Source organism: Streptomyces spiralis (genome assembly GCF_014654675.1).
Taxonomy (GTDB): domain Bacteria; phylum Actinomycetota; class Actinomycetes; order Streptomycetales; family Streptomycetaceae; genus Streptomyces; species Streptomyces spiralis.
In genome coordinates this window covers 130,438-146,089 of the sequence record NZ_BNBC01000014.1, presented here as the reverse complement: position 1 = coordinate 146,089, position 15,652 = coordinate 130,438, and the positions used below count along the sequence as shown (strand labels likewise).

At 73.6% G+C, this 15,652-nt stretch carries 15 protein-coding genes; 8 read left to right on the top strand and 7 right to left on the bottom strand.

Translation table 11 applies throughout. From position 1 onward, the window contains the following. Positions 1-10 precede the first annotated feature (10 nt). Complete coding sequence (locus IE318_RS16980) at positions 11-553, bottom strand: SRPBCC family protein (protein WP_189901198.1); 543 nt, start codon at positions 551-553, stop codon at positions 11-13. A gap of 5 nt (positions 554-558) precedes the next feature. After that, positions 559-909 carry an ArsR/SmtB family transcription factor gene (locus IE318_RS16975; RefSeq protein ID WP_189901196.1) on the bottom strand — a complete coding sequence of 117 codons (351 nt, stop codon included), beginning with the start codon at positions 907-909 and terminating at the stop codon, positions 559-561. A 155-nt stretch (positions 910-1,064) separates the two neighbouring features. Here IE318_RS16975 and IE318_RS16970 point away from each other — a divergent pair, with 155 nt between their 5' ends. The 4 genes from IE318_RS16970 to IE318_RS16955 all read left to right on the top strand — a co-directional run bounded on the left by IE318_RS16970 (position 1,065) and on the right by IE318_RS16955 (position 3,247). Beyond that, on the top strand, positions 1,065-1,262 hold the full coding sequence (locus IE318_RS16970) for a hypothetical protein (RefSeq protein WP_189901194.1): 198 nt from the start codon (positions 1,065-1,067) through the stop codon (positions 1,260-1,262). A gap of 63 nt (positions 1,263-1,325) precedes the next feature. Beyond that, positions 1,326-2,348, top strand: a complete 1,023-nt coding sequence (locus IE318_RS16965) for an iron-containing redox enzyme family protein (RefSeq protein WP_189901192.1) — start codon at positions 1,326-1,328, stop codon at positions 2,346-2,348. 40 nt (positions 2,349-2,388) lie between these two features. Beyond that, a complete protein-coding gene (locus IE318_RS16960) occupies positions 2,389-3,042 on the top strand; it encodes a HemK2/MTQ2 family protein methyltransferase (RefSeq protein ID WP_189901190.1) in 654 nt (217 codons plus the stop codon). After that, on the top strand, positions 3,023-3,247 hold the full coding sequence (locus IE318_RS16955) for a CDGSH iron-sulfur domain-containing protein (RefSeq protein ID WP_030172523.1): 225 nt from the start codon (positions 3,023-3,025) through the stop codon (positions 3,245-3,247). Before IE318_RS16960 ends, IE318_RS16955 begins: the two co-directional genes overlap by 20 nt. A gap of 335 nt (positions 3,248-3,582) precedes the next feature. Here IE318_RS16955 and IE318_RS16950 read toward each other — a convergent pair whose 3' ends face one another. Continuing rightward, positions 3,583-4,017, bottom strand: a complete 435-nt coding sequence (locus IE318_RS16950; RefSeq protein ID WP_189901188.1) for a protease inhibitor — start codon at positions 4,015-4,017, stop codon at positions 3,583-3,585. Between the two features lie 414 nt (positions 4,018-4,431). On the opposite strand from IE318_RS16950, the gene IE318_RS16945 reads away from it, so the two are divergent. Further along, positions 4,432-5,601, top strand: coding sequence for a lactate 2-monooxygenase (locus IE318_RS16945; protein WP_189901186.1), 1,170 nt, complete (start codon positions 4,432-4,434; stop codon positions 5,599-5,601). A 357-nt stretch (positions 5,602-5,958) separates the two neighbouring features. On the opposite strand, the gene IE318_RS16940 is transcribed toward IE318_RS16945, so the two are convergent. Together IE318_RS16940 and IE318_RS16935 are read right to left on the bottom strand one after the other, a co-directional pair. Then, the gene (locus IE318_RS16940) at positions 5,959-6,336 is read right to left on the bottom strand and encodes a toxin Doc (protein WP_189901183.1); all 378 of its coding nucleotides are present in this window, start codon (positions 6,334-6,336) and stop codon (positions 5,959-5,961) included. Between the two features lie 3 nt (positions 6,337-6,339). Then, the gene (locus IE318_RS16935) at positions 6,340-6,585 is read right to left on the bottom strand and encodes a hypothetical protein (RefSeq protein WP_030172510.1); all 246 of its coding nucleotides are present in this window, start codon (positions 6,583-6,585) and stop codon (positions 6,340-6,342) included. A 245-nt stretch (positions 6,586-6,830) separates the two neighbouring features. Between IE318_RS16935 and sigJ the strand changes: the two genes are divergently transcribed. After that, complete coding sequence (sigJ, locus tag IE318_RS16930; RefSeq protein ID WP_189901181.1) at positions 6,831-7,829, top strand: RNA polymerase sigma factor SigJ; 999 nt, start codon at positions 6,831-6,833, stop codon at positions 7,827-7,829. On the opposite strand, the gene IE318_RS16925 is transcribed toward sigJ, so the two are convergent. Next, entirely contained in the window at positions 7,810-10,911 is a 3,102-nt protein-coding gene (locus tag IE318_RS16925) for a glycoside hydrolase family 2 TIM barrel-domain containing protein (RefSeq protein WP_189901178.1), read from the bottom strand. The two genes, sigJ and IE318_RS16925, sit on opposite strands and share 20 nt — an antisense overlap. 288 nt (positions 10,912-11,199) lie before the next feature. Between IE318_RS16925 and IE318_RS16920 the strand changes: the two genes are divergently transcribed. Further along, on the top strand, positions 11,200-13,584 hold the full coding sequence (locus IE318_RS16920) for a SpoIIE family protein phosphatase (protein WP_189901176.1): 2,385 nt from the start codon (positions 11,200-11,202) through the stop codon (positions 13,582-13,584). A 33-nt stretch (positions 13,585-13,617) separates the two neighbouring features. On the opposite strand, the gene IE318_RS16915 is transcribed toward IE318_RS16920, so the two are convergent. Beyond that, complete coding sequence (locus IE318_RS16915; RefSeq protein WP_189901174.1) at positions 13,618-14,205, bottom strand: RNA polymerase sigma factor; 588 nt, start codon at positions 14,203-14,205, stop codon at positions 13,618-13,620. A 9-nt stretch (positions 14,206-14,214) separates the two neighbouring features. Between IE318_RS16915 and IE318_RS16910 the strand changes: the two genes are divergently transcribed. Beyond that, the gene (locus tag IE318_RS16910) at positions 14,215-15,582 is read left to right on the top strand and encodes a serine/threonine-protein kinase (protein WP_189901171.1); all 1,368 of its coding nucleotides are present in this window, start codon (positions 14,215-14,217) and stop codon (positions 15,580-15,582) included. The last annotated feature ends 70 nt before the right edge of the window (positions 15,583-15,652 follow it).

Sequence of the window (15,652 nt, the reverse complement as noted above, 5' to 3'; positions counted from 1 at the left end):
GCCGGACCGGTCAGTCCGCCGAGGGCCGGTCCACGCCGGGGACCGGAGCCCCGGAAGGGAGTCCGGCCGCGAGGTAACCCTCGTAGAAGCCCTGCCACGCCGAGTGGACCCCGGCGTGCGGGCCCTCGACGCGCTCGCCTCGTGCCTTCGCGTCCAGGGCGGACAGGCAGACCTCCCAGCCGGCGCCGTTGCGCGCGGCCGTGTTCTCGGCGCTCAGCACGTTGGTGAGGGTGAAGCGGGTGCGCTTGTCGTCGAGCTCCTCCAGGTCGAAGCGGAGTTCGTCGCCGCCCCAGTCGAAGGAGAGGTGCCGGGGCGGGTCGACGGCGAGCACGCGGCCGGTCGACTCCGGCATGTTCGGGTCGCCGCTGAACGTGATGGCGCCGCCGGGACGCAGGTCGATCTCGGCGCGGGAGGGGAACCACTCGGACAGTTCGTCCGGGTCGGTCACGAAGCGCCAGACGCGCTCCACGGGGTGGTCGTAGGTGCGGCTGAAGCGGACGGCGGGGCGACCGTCGTCGAGCGTGACGTAGCTGCCGGTGAGGTCGGCGGGCATGGGGATCAGTCCTTCTCAGGGTGCGGAGGTGGTTCCCGGGGGTCGTCCGGTGCCGCGTCGAGACGGCGTCCCAGCGCGTCGAGGCTCTCGTTCCAGAGCTTGCGGTACGGGGCGAGCCAGGCGTCCAGTGCGGCCATCGGGGCCGGGTCGAGGGCGTAGACCCGACGCTGCGCGTCCTGCCGCACCCGCACCAGACCCGCGTCGCGCAGCACCCGCAGATGCTTCGAGGTGCTCGGCTGGCTCAGGCCACACGCGCGAACGATCTCACCCACCGGCCGCGGCCGCTCGAGGAGAAGGGTGACGATGGCACGTCGGTGGGGGTCGGCGAGCGCGGACCAGAGAGCGGCGTCGGACACGGCTCCAATATGCCTCCGCGGTTATATTCCCGTCAAGGCATGCACGCGGGTCGGACGGCCTCCCGGAAGGCGTGGACGACCCCGCGGCGGGTACCCACCGGCCCGTACGCACCGGCCCGGTGCGCACGAGACGGCGAAAGGGAGACGAGAGCGTCATGAGTGAGCAGCACGGCGGGCGGCGTCAGGGCCGCCCCGACAGCGCGGCCGGTGAGATCCTGCACGAGATCGAGAACGCCGAGACGGACGTCGACGACTCCCGGAAGCGGCGACACCTGGGCGAGGCCGCGGAGGCGATCACTCCGAACGAGCGCGCCCAGGAGGAGTCCCAGGGCGAGGGCGACCGGGAGCGGTAGACGCCACGCCCGGCACGGTGCGCCGCGGTGGATGGCCGGGCGTTCCGCGGGTACCTGCGTCGCATGGAGCACGATCGTCGAGGGCCCGCGCTGCCGGCCGCCCGGGGTCCGGTCTCCGCGGCCGTGGCGGGATACCTGCGGGGGGCCGGACCGCCGCCCCGCGTCGAGGACGTCGCCGGCGCGCGGGCGTACGGCGACGACCTCCAGCTCGCCCTGTACCTGTGTTACGAGCTGCACTACCGCGGCTTCGCCGACACCGACCGGGACCACGAGTGGGACCCCGATCTGCTGCGGGTGCGCGCGGCGATGGAGCAGCGCTTCCTGGCCGCCCTGTACGCCGACACCCCCGGGCACACCGGCCTCGACGACGCGCTCGCCGAACTGCTCGTGGAGCCGGTCCGGGGCACGGGCGTCTCGCACTACCTGCGGGACGAGGGCGAGCTGTGGCAGCTGCGCGAGTACGCGGCCCAGCGCTCCCTGTACCACCTCAAGGAGGCGGACCCGCACGCCTGGGTGCTGCCCCGGCTGTGGGGCCGGGCCAAGGCGGCCATGGCGGCGGTGGAGTTCGACGAGTACGGGGGCGGGCGGGCGGAGCGGGTGCACGCCCGGCTGTTCGCCGACCTGATGCACGACCTGGGCCTGGACACGACGTACGGCCGCTATCTGGACGCCGCCTCGGCCGAGGCCCTCGCCACGGTGAACCTGATGTCCCTGTTCGGTCTGCACCGCGAGCTGCGCGGCGCCCTGGTGGGCCACTTCGCCGCGGTCGAGATCACCTCCTCCCCCGGCTCCCGGCGGCTGGCCGAAGCGATGCGCCGCACGGGCGCCGGCCCGGCCGCCGAGTTCTTCTACGACGAGCACGTCGAGGCCGACGCCGTGCACGAGCAGGTCGTGCGCCACGAGGTGATCGCCGGGCTGCTCGAGGAGGAACCGCAGCTGGCAGCGGACGTCACCTTCGGCATCGATGCGACGGGGCATCTGGAGGACCGCTTCGGCGGCCGGCTGCTCGCCGACTGGCGGGCGGGCCGGTCGTCGCTGCGCGTCCCGCTCGACGCACAGACGGAACACATCGCCCGCATATCGTGAATAGGCTCATATCTCGTGAGCCGCGGGGTATTCGCGGGACGTGAGTGAACTGGTGCTTCCCGGTGTCTACGCCCCGCAGGACGACACCGCGCTGCTGGCCGAGGTTCTGTCCGGCGAGCCGTTCCGGCCGGGCGCCCGGGTCCTGGACGTGGGCACCGGGAGCGGCGCACTGGCGCTGGCCGCCGCGCGACGGGGCGCCGAGGTGACGGCGGTGGACGTGTCCTGGCGGGCGGTGTGGACGGCCCGCCTCAACGCCTGGCGGGCGGGGGTCCGGATCCGCGCCCTCAGAGGGAACCTCTTCGGTCCGGTGCGCGGGCTGTCCTTCGACGTCGTCCTGGCCAATCCGCCGTACATGCCGGCCCCCGACGCCCGGCGCGCACCGCACGGCAGGTCCCGCTCCTGGGACGCCGGAGACGACGGGCGCCTCGTGCTGGACCGGATCTGCCGGGACGGGCCCGAGCTGCTGCGGCCGGGCGGTGTGCTGCTGCTCGTCCAGTCCGCGCTGAGCGGCCCCGGCCGCAGTCTGTACCTGCTGCGCGCGGCCGGCCTGAAGGCCGCCGTCGTGAGCCGCCGCTGGATCGCGTTCGGCCCGGTACTGCGCTCCCGGCAGGGATGGCTGCGGGAGCGGGGGCTGCTGGGCGCGGCCGACGCGAAGGAAGAGCTGGTGGTCATCCGTGCCGAACGTCCCCTCTGAGGCCCCGCGGGGTGACCGGCGCTCCGGCCCGCCTCGCCGGGTGACGATGCAGCGGTGCGGTCCGATCCTCGTCGACGGCCCGGTCGAGGTGGAGCTGGAGGACGGCACCACGGTCCGCTCCGACCGGTTCCGGGTCGCCCTGTGCACCTGCCGCCGCAGCCGCCGCTGGCCGTGGTGCGACACCAGCCACCGCGAGCGCGTCTAGTGCCCCAACAGGCAACGTTCGCCCCGTCGCGACGCCCGGCACGCCCTCTCGCCGCACCGACCGAAAGCCCAAGTACGTCCAGTACGAGGACTTCCGGCCGGCACGCCGAGAGCACGCACCGGACGCCGCTCCTTGACGGGCAAACGTTGCCTGCCGGGGCACTAGAGGACACGCGGATTTCCTGTTGTCACGAAGATGCCAGGGGCCGGCGGGCGGCCCCACTCCGCCCGGCCGGCCCCTGGTGCGAGATCGCCGCCGGTCCCCGCGCCAGGGACTCGCACTCCCCAGTCACGGGACCCTTCACTGCTGCGCGGGGACCGCGCGATCCCGGTCTCTCAGAACGCGAAGACGCTTGTGACGGAAGCGTTCTTCACGCACTCGTTGGCGAAGGTGCGCTCGTAGGAGACACGCTTGCCCTGCCAGACGCCGGCGGCGGTGACCACCACGGGGTTGTACTCCTTGGTGCACAGCGCGTCACCGCCCGCCGTCAGGGCGTCGAAGTCACCGCTCGCGCCGCGCAGTTCGGCGCACGCCTCGACGGCCGCCGGGTGCGTGCCGGAGGCCGTGGGGGCGCAGGTGAGGGTGACCGCGCGTTCCGGGGTCGCGGTGGCGGCGCTGTCCCCGTGGCCCACGGTGAGCACCAGGGCCGACGGGGCGTACAGGGAGGCAGTGGCGCCGGCCGGGGTGGCGAGGGCGGCCCCGGTGAGGGGTCCGCAGACGGCGGTGGCCGTCAGGCCGAGGGTGGCGGCCCAGCGCGCGGTGTTCCGCATTGTGTGCTTCCTTCCGCAGGTTTCGATGAGAGACGCCGTGTCCGACTCGGACGGGAGCCGGACCGGCGAGCGGGAGTCTGCCGAGTCCGCCGCCGAACTCCCAATCGGACCCACGGGTTTCAGTAACCTTGCGTATTGAATCAGTGGCGTGAAGTCACGGAAATCGAACGTTCCAACCCCCGAACCACGGGCCCGTCGATCACGGAATCCGGCCGGTTGGCTGGATTACCCGTGTTCGTTAATCGTCCTGAAACATTCCGCCCCCGCTCCGGGCGGACCCCTCCGCGACCCCTTGTGTTCATGTTCGAGCCTGCCCTGCTCCGGGCCTCCCCGCGCGCCGACCCGTGCCTACCGGCCGGTATGGTCGGCGTGCAGCGCAGGACCGGACCGGTGGCGAGACGCGGGAGGGCACGGATGGCGAAGCACTGGGCGGACTTCCAGTACGAGATCTATCTGAACGGGATGACGGGCGCGGTACCCCGGCTGCCCACCGATCTGACCCGGCTGGAGGAGCTCACCGAGCAGCGGCTCGGCCCGGGCCCGGTGGGCTATGTGGCGGGCAGCGCGGGCAACGGCAGCACGGCCCGCGCCAACCGGGCGGCCCTGGACCGGCGCCGCATAGTCCCGCGGATGCTGCGGGACGTGCACGAGCGCGATCTGTCGGTCGAGGTGCTGGGCCGCACGCTGCCCGCGCCGCTGGCCCTGGCGCCGGTCGGGGTGCTGTCGATCATGCATCCGGACGCGGAGCCGGCGGCCGCGCGGGCCGCCGCGGCGCAGAGTGTGCCGTTCATCCTGTCGTCGGCCTCCAGCACCCCCATGGAGCAGGTCGCGGAGGCGATGGGGGACGCCGAACGCTGGTTCCAGCTGTACTGGGCCAAGGACCGCGAGGTGACGCGGAGCTTCCTGGAGCGGGCGAAGGCGTCCGGGTTCAGCGTCCTGGTGGTCACCCTGGACACCCCGCTGCTGGCCTGGCGGCCCCGCGACCTCGACCAGGCCTATCTGCCGTTCCTGCACGGGGTGGGCACCGCCAACTACTTCTCCGACCCGGCCTTCCTCTCGGGCCTGGCCAAGCCGGTGCACGAGGACCCGAACGCGGCGGTGCTGCACTTCGTCGGCATGTTCGCCGACCCCGGCAAGACCTGGCCGGACCTGGCGTTCCTGCGGGAGAACTGGGACGGACCGATCGTCCTGAAGGGGGTCCTGCACCCGGACGACGCTCGCCGCGCGGCCGAAGCCGGGATGGACGGCGTGGTGGTGTCCAACCACGGCGGCCGCCAGGTGGCCGGTTCCGTCGCCGCCGCCGACGCGCTGCCGGGGGTGGTGGACGCGGTCGGCGACCGGCTGGACGTGCTGTTCGACAGCGGTGTGCGCACCGGCGACGACGTCTTCAAGGCGCTCGCACTGGGCGCCCGGGCGGTGCTGCTGGGCCGGCCGTACGCCTACGGTCTCGGCCTGGACGGTCAGGCGGGCGTGGAGCATGTGATCCGCTGCCTGCTCGCGGAGTTCGACCTCACCCTGGCCCTGTCCGGGCACGCCGGACCGGCCACCGTCGGCGTCGCCGATCTGGTGGAGGACACCGCCTGACCGGCGCGGCCGGCTCCTCGCCCGGGCGGAAGCGGCCCGGTCGTCCGGTGGTGCCGAGGCCGTGCGTGCGCCCCGCGTGAAGGACGCGCCACCGAGTGAAGGACGCGTGCCTGTGTGAAGTACACGGACCCGTGTGAAGGACACGCACGCATCGGCGGGCCGCGCACGCTCCCGGCGCGGCCGTCCGGGCGGTGCACTGGAGTCGGCCCCTCGGAACAGGCCCCGTCGCCCGGGGCCCCGCGCAGGACGGCGGCTCTCCTGCGCGCGACGGCCGCCGACCCCGTTTCTCCCGCCCTCGGTCGGCGGCCCGGGGGCGGCCCCACGGCGAGGCGGGCCACGACGCCGGCGGACGCGCCGTCAGATCTCCCAGGAGCGCAGCCGGTCGGCGGCGCCGTAGACGTCGGTCTTGCCGTTCATCAGGTCACGGGCGAGGTCGACGAGCGCGCCGTAGGGCGGGTCGATGCCCACGCCGCTGACGAACATGTAGGCCACGGCCGTCGCGCAGGCGAAGCGGGCGTTGGCGGAGGGCAGGGGCTTGAGCACGGCGAGGGTGTGCAGCAGCGCGGCGGCGCGCCAGGCGGGGTCGGAGTCCACGCCGAGGTGCGGCGGGTCCACGCGATGGCGGGCCACGGCGGCCACCAGGGCCGAGAAGTCGTTGACCGTGGGCTGGTCCGGCAGCACTTCCTCATGGCGCTGGAGCAGCCAGGGCACGTCGATATGGATGACGGGGCTCATCAGTCAGGCGGCCCGTCCCTCTCCCTTGGTGGGCGGCTCGTCGTCGGGGAAGGCGGCGGCGAACTCGTCGGCGTGGGCGGCGAAGAACCGGCGGAAGGCCTCGGCGCCCTCCTGCAGGGCCCGGTGCCTGGCTATGTCGGCGGCGGCGGCCTCGCGCACGAGCGCCTTCATCGACGTACCGCGTTCCTTGGCGATCTGCCGCAGGTCCTCTAGCTCGCGGTCGCTGAACTCCACATTGAGCGCTGGCATGACCCACACGGTACCGCTCGGGTACTTGCACGTAAATAGCCCCAGGTCACAGGGGTGGGGTGACGGTACCGAGCAGGGTGCGCAGCGGTGCGGCCACCGGCGGCGGAGCCGGGAGGGGCCGGCCTGGTCGTCCGCGCCCCGGACACCCGGCCATGCGTGACCTGCGTCACATCTACCCGTGCCGTGTCACACCCCGGCCCCTCCCCCTCCTCACAGTGGTGAGCACGCCAACGGGAGGCCCACGCATGTCCGAAAGCACCCCCGCACCCGCCGGGGACACCCCCGAGGACACATCCGTCGAGGACCCGCTGCGGCGGGCGACCGACCTCTTCCTCGCCCATCGGGAACTGCTGTTCGGCGTCGTCTACACCATGCTCGGCAGCGTCGCCGACACCGAGGACGTCCTGCAGGAGACCTGGCTGTCGTGGACCGCCCGGGGCACCGGCGCCCCGTTGGAGCGGGTCGCCAACCCGCGCGCGTACCTGGTGCGGATCGCGGTGAACCACGCGCTGGCGCGGCGTGCCGCGATCAGCCGCCGCCGTGAGACGTACGTCGGCCCCTGGCTGCCCGAGCCGCTGGTCGCCGACGAGGCCGCGGACGCCGGCGATCCGGCGCTGCGGGCCGAGTCGGTGTCCCTGGCGATGCTCGTGGTCCTGGAGTCGCTGACCCCGCTGGAACGCGCGGTGTTCGTGCTGGGCGAGGTGTTCGGGTACGCGCACCGGGAGATCGCCGAGATCATCGGCCGTACACCGGCCGCGGTGCGCCAGCTCGCGCACCGGGCGCGCGCCCATGTGCACGCCCGGCGCCCGCGGTACGCGGCGCATCCGCGGGTGCGGCGGGAGGCCACCGAGCGGTTCGTGCGGGCCGCGCTCGGCGGGGACATCGCCGCCCTGATGGAGATCCTCGCCCCGGACGTGACGGTGTGGACGGACGGCGGCGGCCGGCGCCGGCAGGCCGGCCTCCGCCCGGTGCACGGGCGTGACAAGGCCGTTCGCCTCCTCACCTCCTACGCCGCCCAGCGCACCCCGCGGGAGCTGGAGATCCGCCACCGCCGCGTCAACGGCGACGACGCGGCGGTGCTGTTCCAGGGCGATGCCCCCTTCGCGGTGATGGTCATGGACCTCACGCCCGAGGGCGACCAGGTGTCCGGGGTCTACATCGTGACCAACCCCGACAAGCTCCAGCACGTGCGACCCGATGACACGGAGGACGCCGCGGACGCCGCTACACCTCCAGCCTGCTGATGCGGACCGCTCCTTGCGCCTGTCCGGGGCGGCTGCTGGTCAGGGTGAGCCGGATCCGGGAGCCGCGCACCGCGTCGAAGGTGATCACGGTGGGGGTGTCGGAGGTGTCGGCCCAGGCGGTGCGCGCACCGCGCACCGGTGTCCAGGCGCCGTCGCGGAAGACCGCGACCTCGACCGCGGCCGGGAGGCTGTGGGTTGCGTCCACGGTGAAGGAGACGGCCACGCGGTCGACGGTGCGGGTCCGGCCCCAGTCCAGGGACACCCAGTCCTTCGGGCGGGCCCCGGAGAAGGCGGGCAGCAGCGCGGTGGCAGCCTTGCTGAAGGCGTTGGACCAGCCGGTGGCCGGGTCGCCGTCGATCATGGCGGCGGGCAGGGTGTCGGGGCGGCCGGAGTAACTCGCGTCCGCGTACGGGTAGGCGGGCGGGGCCGGCAGGTCCGGCGCGAAGTCCGCGGGCGGCGTGGTCGCGGCCGAACGGGCCGGTGTGGTGCGTACCGTCGCCGTGCCGGTGCGCAGACCGTCGGCGCGTGCGGTGACCCGGAGCGCGCCCGCCTTCGTGCCGGAGCGGACGATCGCGAGCGCCTTGCCGTGGAAGGCGGTGCGGGTGCTCGCCTGGTAGCGCTCGGCGCTCTCCTGGCGCCCGTTGTCGACACCGGCGAGCGAGCCGCCCCTCACGTCGAAGGAGATCAGGTGCTGCGCGTCGGGCACCACCACGCCGTGGGCGTCGACCACGTCGGCGGTGACGAAGACCAGTGACCGGCCGTCCGCCGCGAGCGAGCGGCGGTCGGGCGTGAGCCGCACCGCGTGCGGCGCGCCGGCCGTGCGCAGGACGTCGGTGGCCACCACCTTGCCGTCCCGCCGGGCCACCGCCTTCAGCTCACCCGGCCGGTACGGCACCTTCCAGGTCAGATGCAGCTTCCCGGCGCTGCCGTTGGGGCTGGTGTAGCTGCCGGGGTAGGGGCCGTCGGTGAAGGTCTTGTCGTCGCCGGTGGCCTCGGTGGTCTCCAGGTAGGTGCGGCCGTCGGTGGTCCGCTTCACGTCGAACGTCCGTATGCCCAGGGACGTTCCGTCGAGGAACAGCTCGACCGACTCGACGTTGGCGTAGGCCCAGACCTCGACGACGTCGCCCTCCTCGTGGTTCCAGGTCATGGGCACCAGATGGACCATGGGTTCGTCCGACCACTGGCTCCGGAACAGGTGGTACATGTCCTTGGGGAAGCCGGCGGTGTCGACGGCGCCGAAGAAGGACGACTTCACCGGGAACCCGTTGTACGGCGTGGGCTCCCCGATGTAGTCGATGCCCGACCACAGGAACTGCCCGGCGAACCACGGACGGTCGCGGTCCTTCTTGAGGCCGTACTCGCCGCTCATGGTCCAGGAGGCGAGGTTGTTGTCGTACGAGGAGGTCTCCCGACGGCCCGGGGTGTGGTTCTCGCCCGTGTTCAGGTGCTCCGGCTCCTGGTACGCGCCGCGCGTGGAGGTCTCCGAGGACGACTCGGACTCGAACAGGAACAGGTGCGGGTAGGCGGCGTGCAGGGCGTCGACGGACTTGGCGGTGTTGTAGTTCAGGCCGAGCCCGTCGAGCTTGGCGAGCATCAGGTCGGCCGCCGAGCCCTTCTTCGGCAGGCCGCGGTACTTGTCGGAGCCGATGACGAGCGGACGGGTGTCGTCGGCGGCCCTGACGGCGGCGATGATCCGGTCGGCCATGGCGAGTCCCGCGGTGGAGGTCGAGTCGGGGATCTCGTTGCCGATGGACCACAGGACGACGGCGGGCGAGTTGCGGGCGGCGAGCACCATCTCGGTGGCGTCCTTCTCGCACCACTCGTCGAAGAACCGGCCGTAGTCGTACGTCGTCTTGCCCGTGCGCCAGCAGTCGAAGGCCTCCACCATCATCACGATGCCGAGTTCCTCGCAGACCTGGATCATCTGCGGGGAAGGCGGGTTGTGCGAGGTGCGGAAGGCGTTGACGCCCATCGACTTCATGATGGTCATCTGCCGGCGCAGGGCGTCGATGCTGACCGCGGCGCCGAGCGCGCCCTGGTCGTGGTGCAGGTCGACGCCCTTGATCTTGGTGTGGGTGCCGTTGAGGGAGAAGCCCTCGTCCGCGTCGAAGCGGACGGTGCGGATGCCGAAGCCGGTGTCGTGGGTGTCCACGGTCCGGCCGCCGACGCGCAGTTCGGTGCGCAGCGTGTAGCGGTGGTGCGGGGTGGCGAAGTCCCACAGCCGGGGGCGGGCGACGGGCAGTTCGTGGGTCTCGGTGCCGCCCTGCGGGCCGGCCGTGATCGTGGAGGCGGTCCGGGCGACGGTGCGGCCGTCGGGGTCGACGACGCTGGAGGCGACCTCGACCTCGGCGGGCGCGTCGGAGTCGTTGGCCACCGAGGTGCGCACCCGGACCACGGCCCGCTCGGCGGTGACCTCGGGTGTGGTGACGTACGTGCCCCAGCGGGCCACGTGCACCGGCTCGGTGATCACCAGGCGGGCCTCGCGGTAGATGCCGCTGCCGGAGTACCAGCGGCTGCTGGGGAGCCGGTTCTGCACCTTGACCGCGATGACGTTCTCGGTGGTGCCGTCGGTGTGCAGCAGGTCGGTGAGGTCGAAGGCGAAACCGGTGTAGCCGTAGGGGTGACGGCCGACCTCGGTGCCGTTGCAGTAGACGTGGGAGTCCATGTAGACGCCGTCGAACTCCACCGAGATCCGCTTGCCGGCGTAGACGGCCGGCAGGGTGAGGACGAGGCGGTACCAGCCGAGGCCGCCGGGGAGGAAGCCGGTGCCGCCGGTGGTGGAGTGCTCGGTGGTGGGTGTCTGCTCGATGCTCCAGTCGTGCGGGACGGCCACCCGGCGCCAGGCGGAGTCGTCGAAGCCGGGCGCGGCGGCGTCGGCGTAGGCGCCGGTGGGGTCGGCGACGCCGTCCGGGTCGACCAGCGCGAAGCGCCAGCCGTCGCGCAGGGCGACGGTACGGCGGCCGGGGCCGTGGCCGGTGGCGTCCGCGGCGTGGGCGCTCAGGGCGGCGGGGCCGCCCAGCAGCCCTCCTGCCGCCGGGGCTGCCGTACCGGCGATCAGGACCGATCTGCGCGTGACCGTCATGGCGGCTCTCCTTCATTTCCCGCATGGCGGGACTCAGAAGCACTCAGAAGTGATCGTGAACGAACAGATTCTGACGTGACGGCACATGCGCTCGTCAAGGGGTGTGGAAAGCGCTTGTGCAATCGCTGCCCACTCGCCGCGCACTCGTCGCGCGCTCCCCGGCCGCTCGGCAGGCAGCTCCCGCCCGCTCCGCCCGGGGTCTCCCGACCGCGCGGAGCCGGTACGCACTAGGCTGGAACGCGAGTGACACACCTGATCACCGTGAGTGTGCGCGATGGAGTGGCGACGATGAGTCCGGCGTATCCGTTCGACGAGGCCGCCACGGCACGGGCGGTCGTCGACGCGCACGGCGTCCTGGTCGAGTGGAGCGAGGGCGCGCGCCGGCTGCTCGGCTGGGCGCCGGAGGAGGTCGTGTCCAGGCCCGCCGCGACCCTGCTCGCGGGCGGTGCGCCGCTCACCCTCCCCGAGGACGACCGCTCCGGCGGCACACTCGCGCTGCGCCACCGCGACGGGCACACCGTCTCCGTCTGGGTGCTGGCACACCGCCGGCCCCCGGAGGATGGCGGCGACTGGCTCCTGGTCACTCCCCTGGAGGGCGGCCCTCTCCCGGTCCAGGACGACCATCCGCTGGACCGGGTGCTGCTCACCCAGTCCCCCTGCGCGGTCGCGATCTACGACGAGCGGCTGCGGCTGCACTCGATGAACGACGCCATGGCCGAGGCGCTCGGCGTCCCCGGGGAGCCGATGCGGGGCCTGCGCCTGTCCGAGATCGGCGGGCGTCCGCACAGCATGGACATCGAGGCGCAGATGCTCCGGGTGCTCACAACCGGCCGGGGACACGACGTACAGACATACATCCCGATGGGCAGCGACAGCAGCAGTCACGCGTGGCTGGCCCGGATCTCCCCGATCACCGACGACGAGGGGCGGGTGCGCGGGGTGTGCGTCGCCGCCCACGACTTCACCGAGCAGTACCGGGCGCGGGAGCGGCTGCAGCTGGTCAACGAGGCCAGCGTGCGCATCGGCACCACCCTTGACGTCACCCTGACGGCTCAGGAGCTCGCCGACGTCTGCGTGCCGGCCCTCGCCGACTTCGTCAGCGTCGACCTGGTGGACCCGCCCGAGGACGGCGGCGAACTGCCCATCGGGCCGCTCACCGTGCCCACCGCCCTGCGCCGCGTCGCCCACCGCTCCGTGCGGCCCGGCGACCCCGACCCCGTGGTCCCGGCCGGGCAGTGCGAGGTCTACCCGGCGGCCTCGCCCCAGGGCGCGTCCCTGCTGTCGGGGCAGCCGATCGTCGTCGCCAAGGCGTCGGGCGAGCTGGAGACGTGGCTCGCCTGGCATCCGGAGCTCGGCCGGCGCGTGGAGCGGCTCGGCATCCACGCCGTCATGTCGGTGCCGATCCGCGCCCGGGGCGTGACCCTCGGGGTCGCCGTCTTCACCCGCTTCGACCAGCCCGCCGCCTTCATGCCGGACGACGTGCTGCTGGCCGAGGAGGTCACCGCCCGGGCCGCCGTCTGCATCGACAACGCCCGCCGCTACTCGCGCGAGCGGGAGACCGCCCTCGCCCTTCAGCGCAGCCTGCTGCCGCGCACCCTGCCGCGCACGGCCGCCGTGCAGGCGGCCTCCCGCTACCTTCCGGCGGCGCGCGCCGGAGTGGGCGGCGACTGGTTCGACGTGATCCCGCTGTCCGGGATGCGGGTCGCGCTGGTCGTCGGGGACGTCCTCGGGCACGGGGTGCGGGCCTCGGCCACCATGGGCCGGCTGCGCACCGCGGTGCGCACCCTCGCCGACATCGACCTCGCCCCGGACGAGCTGCTCACCCACCTCGACGACGTCGTCGCCCGGATGTCGGACGAGGCCGACGCCGAGGGCGAGGGCCGGCCCGCCGAGGTCGGCGCGAGCTGCCTGTACGCGGTGTACGACCCCGTCTCGCGGCGCTGTGTCCTCGCCCGCGCCGGACACCCCTCCCCCGTGCTGCTGCCACCCGACGGCCCGCCCCTGCGGATCGAGCTGCCGCCGGGTCCCCCGCTGGGCGTGGGAGGGCTGCCGTTCGAGTCGGCGGAGCTCGACCTGCGCGAGGGCAGTGTGCTCGCCTTCTACACCAGCGGTCTGATCGAGCACCGCGCGCGCGACGCCGACGCCGGTCACCGGCTGCTGTGCGAGGCGCTGGCCGAGCGGGCGGGCTCGCTGGAGGCGGCCTGCGACCGTGTGCTGCACTCGGTGGTGCCGACAGGCGGCTTCGCCGACGACGTGGCCCTGCTGCTCGCGCGCACCCGGGGACTGCCCACCTGCCGGGTGGCCACCTGGGACATTCCCGCCGATCCCTCGCTGGTGGCCCCGATCCGCAAGCAGGTTCTCGACCAGCTCGACGGCTGGCGTCTGAGCCTGGCGGCGTTCACCACGGAGCTGGTGGTCAGCGAGCTGGTCACCAACGCGATCCGGTACGGCACCCCGCCCATCCGGCTGCGTCTGATCCACGACGACACCCATCTGATCTGCGAGGTGTCCGACACCAGCAGCACCGCCCCGCACCTGCGTCGCGCCAGGACCTGGGACGAGGGCGGCCGCGGACTGCTGCTGGTCGCCCAGCTCACCCAGCGCTGGGGCAGCAGGCACACCGCCGAGGGCAAGACCATCTGGGCGGAGCTGAGCCTGCGGGAGGAGGAGTGAGGGCTCACTGGGGTGTGAGGGGCTCACTCGCGCTCACGGCGCGCCGGTCAGCCAGGGCCTGACCTGGCGGCGCGCCTCGTGCAGCCGCGACTTGAACGTGCCCAGCGGCACACCGGCCCGCTCGGCGGCCTCCGCGTACTCCAGCTGGCAGATGTCCCGGTACACCAGCGGCGCCACCAGGTGCGGATGCTCCCGCTCCAGCCGGTCCAGCGCCTCCAGGAGGTCGACGCGGGAGCCCGCGATGACGCTGGTGGTGCGCGGGTCGGCGAACTGCGCGGGCTCGATCGGGGCGGGCTGCTCCGCGGCACGCCGCTTCAGCTCCCGGTACTTCTGGCGGCAGCAGTTGGCGACGACCGTGTAGAGCCAGGTGGAGAAGCGGCTGCGGCCCTGGAACGTGGAGATCCGCCGCGCGACCTGGAGCAGGACGTCCTGTGCGGCCTCCTCCGCGTCCTCCCGGCAGGGCAGGAAGCGTCCGCAGCGCCGCAGCACCTCGGGACGGATCTCCTGCAGCAGTTCCTCCAGCGCCGTGGCATCGCCGGCGGCGGCGCGCCGGGCGAGGTCGTCGGTCACCGCCGGGTCCGGCACGGCAGGCCCCCTTGGAGTCGATCTCAGGGCAGGCATGATAGTCGCATGCACTCCGTCGAGCGGATCGGCCGCTACCGGGTCGAACGGCGCCTGGGCACCGGGGCCTTCGGCACGGTGTGGCTGGCTCATGACGACGAGCTCCAGGCCCCGGTGGCCGTCAAGGTCCTCGCCGAGAACTGGTCGCACCGCCTCGACGTACGGGAGCGGTTCCTGTCCGAGGCGCGGCTGCTGCGCAAGGCGGGCTCGCCGCTGGTGGTGCAGGTCCACGACATCGGTGAACTGCCCGACGGCAGGCCGTACTTCGTCATGGAGTACGCCGACGGCGGCACCCTCGCCGATCTCCTCGCCGCGGATCCGCCGCCCGTGCCGGAGACGCTGCGGCTGACCCCGCTCGCCGCCCGCGGCGCGCAGGCCCTCCACGAGGCCGGCGTCGTGCACCGGGACGTCAAGCCGAGCAACATCCTGCTGCGCACCGCGCCGGACGGCACCCGGCGGGTGCTGCTCGCCGACCTCGGGCTCGCCAAGAGCCTGGCGGAGGCCTCCGGGCTGACGCTGGCCGCCGGCTCGGCCGGGTACCGGCCGCCGGAGCAGGCCGAGCCGGGCGCGGGCATCGACGCGCGGGCCGACGTCTACAGCCTGGGCGCGGTCGGCTACCAACTGGTCACGGGCACGGTCCCGGCCGCGCCGGGCAGCGTCGTGCCGCTTCAGCGGCTGCGGCCGGATGTGGACCCCGGCGTGGCGCGGGCGCTGATGCGCGCGCTGGAACCGGAGCGCGAGCGGCGCTGGCCCAGCGCGGAGGCGTTCGCCGAGGAGCTGGAGCGGCTGGCCGCCGCGGGGCCGTCCGGCGTCCGGCCCCGCCGGCGCGGAAGGGTCGTCGCGGCAGTGGGAGCGGTGGCGGTGGTCGCCGCGGCGGGCGTGACCCTGGCGCTGACCTTGCGGCCGTCCCCGGCGTCGAGCGTGCGCGTCGCGGACGCCACCGGCCGGGTCGCCGTGGAGGTGCCGGACGGCTGGGCACGGCAGCTGCGGGACTCCGGCTGGGACCCGCGCGGCCTGGGGCTGCCCGCCGGGCACGAGCCGGGGCTCGCCGTCGCCGACGACCTGTCCCGGTGGCAGGACCTCGGCGCCGACGTGCGAGGCGTCTTCGTCGGGGTGAGCGAGGACGGCGACCTCACGGCCCGGGTGAACGCCGTGGACCACCCCGGCTGCCACTACGACGGCAGCCGCGCCTGGACGAGCCCGCGCTGGAACGGCCGGATCCGGACCTGGACCGGCTGCCCCGGCGGCGGCCGGCTCACCGAGACCGCCCTGGTCCCGGCCGGCTCGGCCCGGCAGCCCGAGGTGTATGTGCAGATCCGCCAGCACGGCGGCGGCGACGCCACCGACCGCGTACTCGGATCCCTGCGGGTCACCTGACTCCCGTACGGGCGAGCGGGGCACCCGGAACCGTGGGGCAGCCCGGCGGGTCCCTGTCACCGTAGGGGAG

Coding starts and splice junctions, on each gene's coding strand:
- IE318_RS16980 (WP_189901198.1), bottom strand. CDS start 553: ATGCCCGCCGACCTCACCGGCAGCTACGTCACGCTCGACGACGGTCGC.
- IE318_RS16970 (WP_189901194.1), top strand. CDS start 1,065: ATGAGTGAGCAGCACGGCGGGCGGCGTCAGGGCCGCCCCGACAGCGCG.
- IE318_RS16965 (WP_189901192.1), top strand. CDS start 1,326: ATGGAGCACGATCGTCGAGGGCCCGCGCTGCCGGCCGCCCGGGGTCCG.
- IE318_RS16950 (WP_189901188.1), bottom strand. CDS start 4,017: ATGCGGAACACCGCGCGCTGGGCCGCCACCCTCGGCCTGACGGCCACC.
- IE318_RS16945 (WP_189901186.1), top strand. CDS start 4,432: ATGGCGAAGCACTGGGCGGACTTCCAGTACGAGATCTATCTGAACGGG.
- IE318_RS16940 (WP_189901183.1), bottom strand. CDS start 6,336: ATGAGCCCCGTCATCCATATCGACGTGCCCTGGCTGCTCCAGCGCCAT.
- IE318_RS16935 (WP_030172510.1), bottom strand. CDS start 6,585: ATGCCAGCGCTCAATGTGGAGTTCAGCGACCGCGAGCTAGAGGACCTG.
- sigJ (WP_189901181.1), top strand. CDS start 6,831: ATGTCCGAAAGCACCCCCGCACCCGCCGGGGACACCCCCGAGGACACA.
- IE318_RS16925 (WP_189901178.1), bottom strand. CDS start 10,911: ATGACGGTCACGCGCAGATCGGTCCTGATCGCCGGTACGGCAGCCCCG.
- IE318_RS16920 (WP_189901176.1), top strand. CDS start 11,200: ATGAGTCCGGCGTATCCGTTCGACGAGGCCGCCACGGCACGGGCGGTC.
- IE318_RS16915 (WP_189901174.1), bottom strand. CDS start 14,205: ATGCCTGCCCTGAGATCGACTCCAAGGGGGCCTGCCGTGCCGGACCCG.
- IE318_RS16910 (WP_189901171.1), top strand. CDS start 14,215: ATGCACTCCGTCGAGCGGATCGGCCGCTACCGGGTCGAACGGCGCCTG.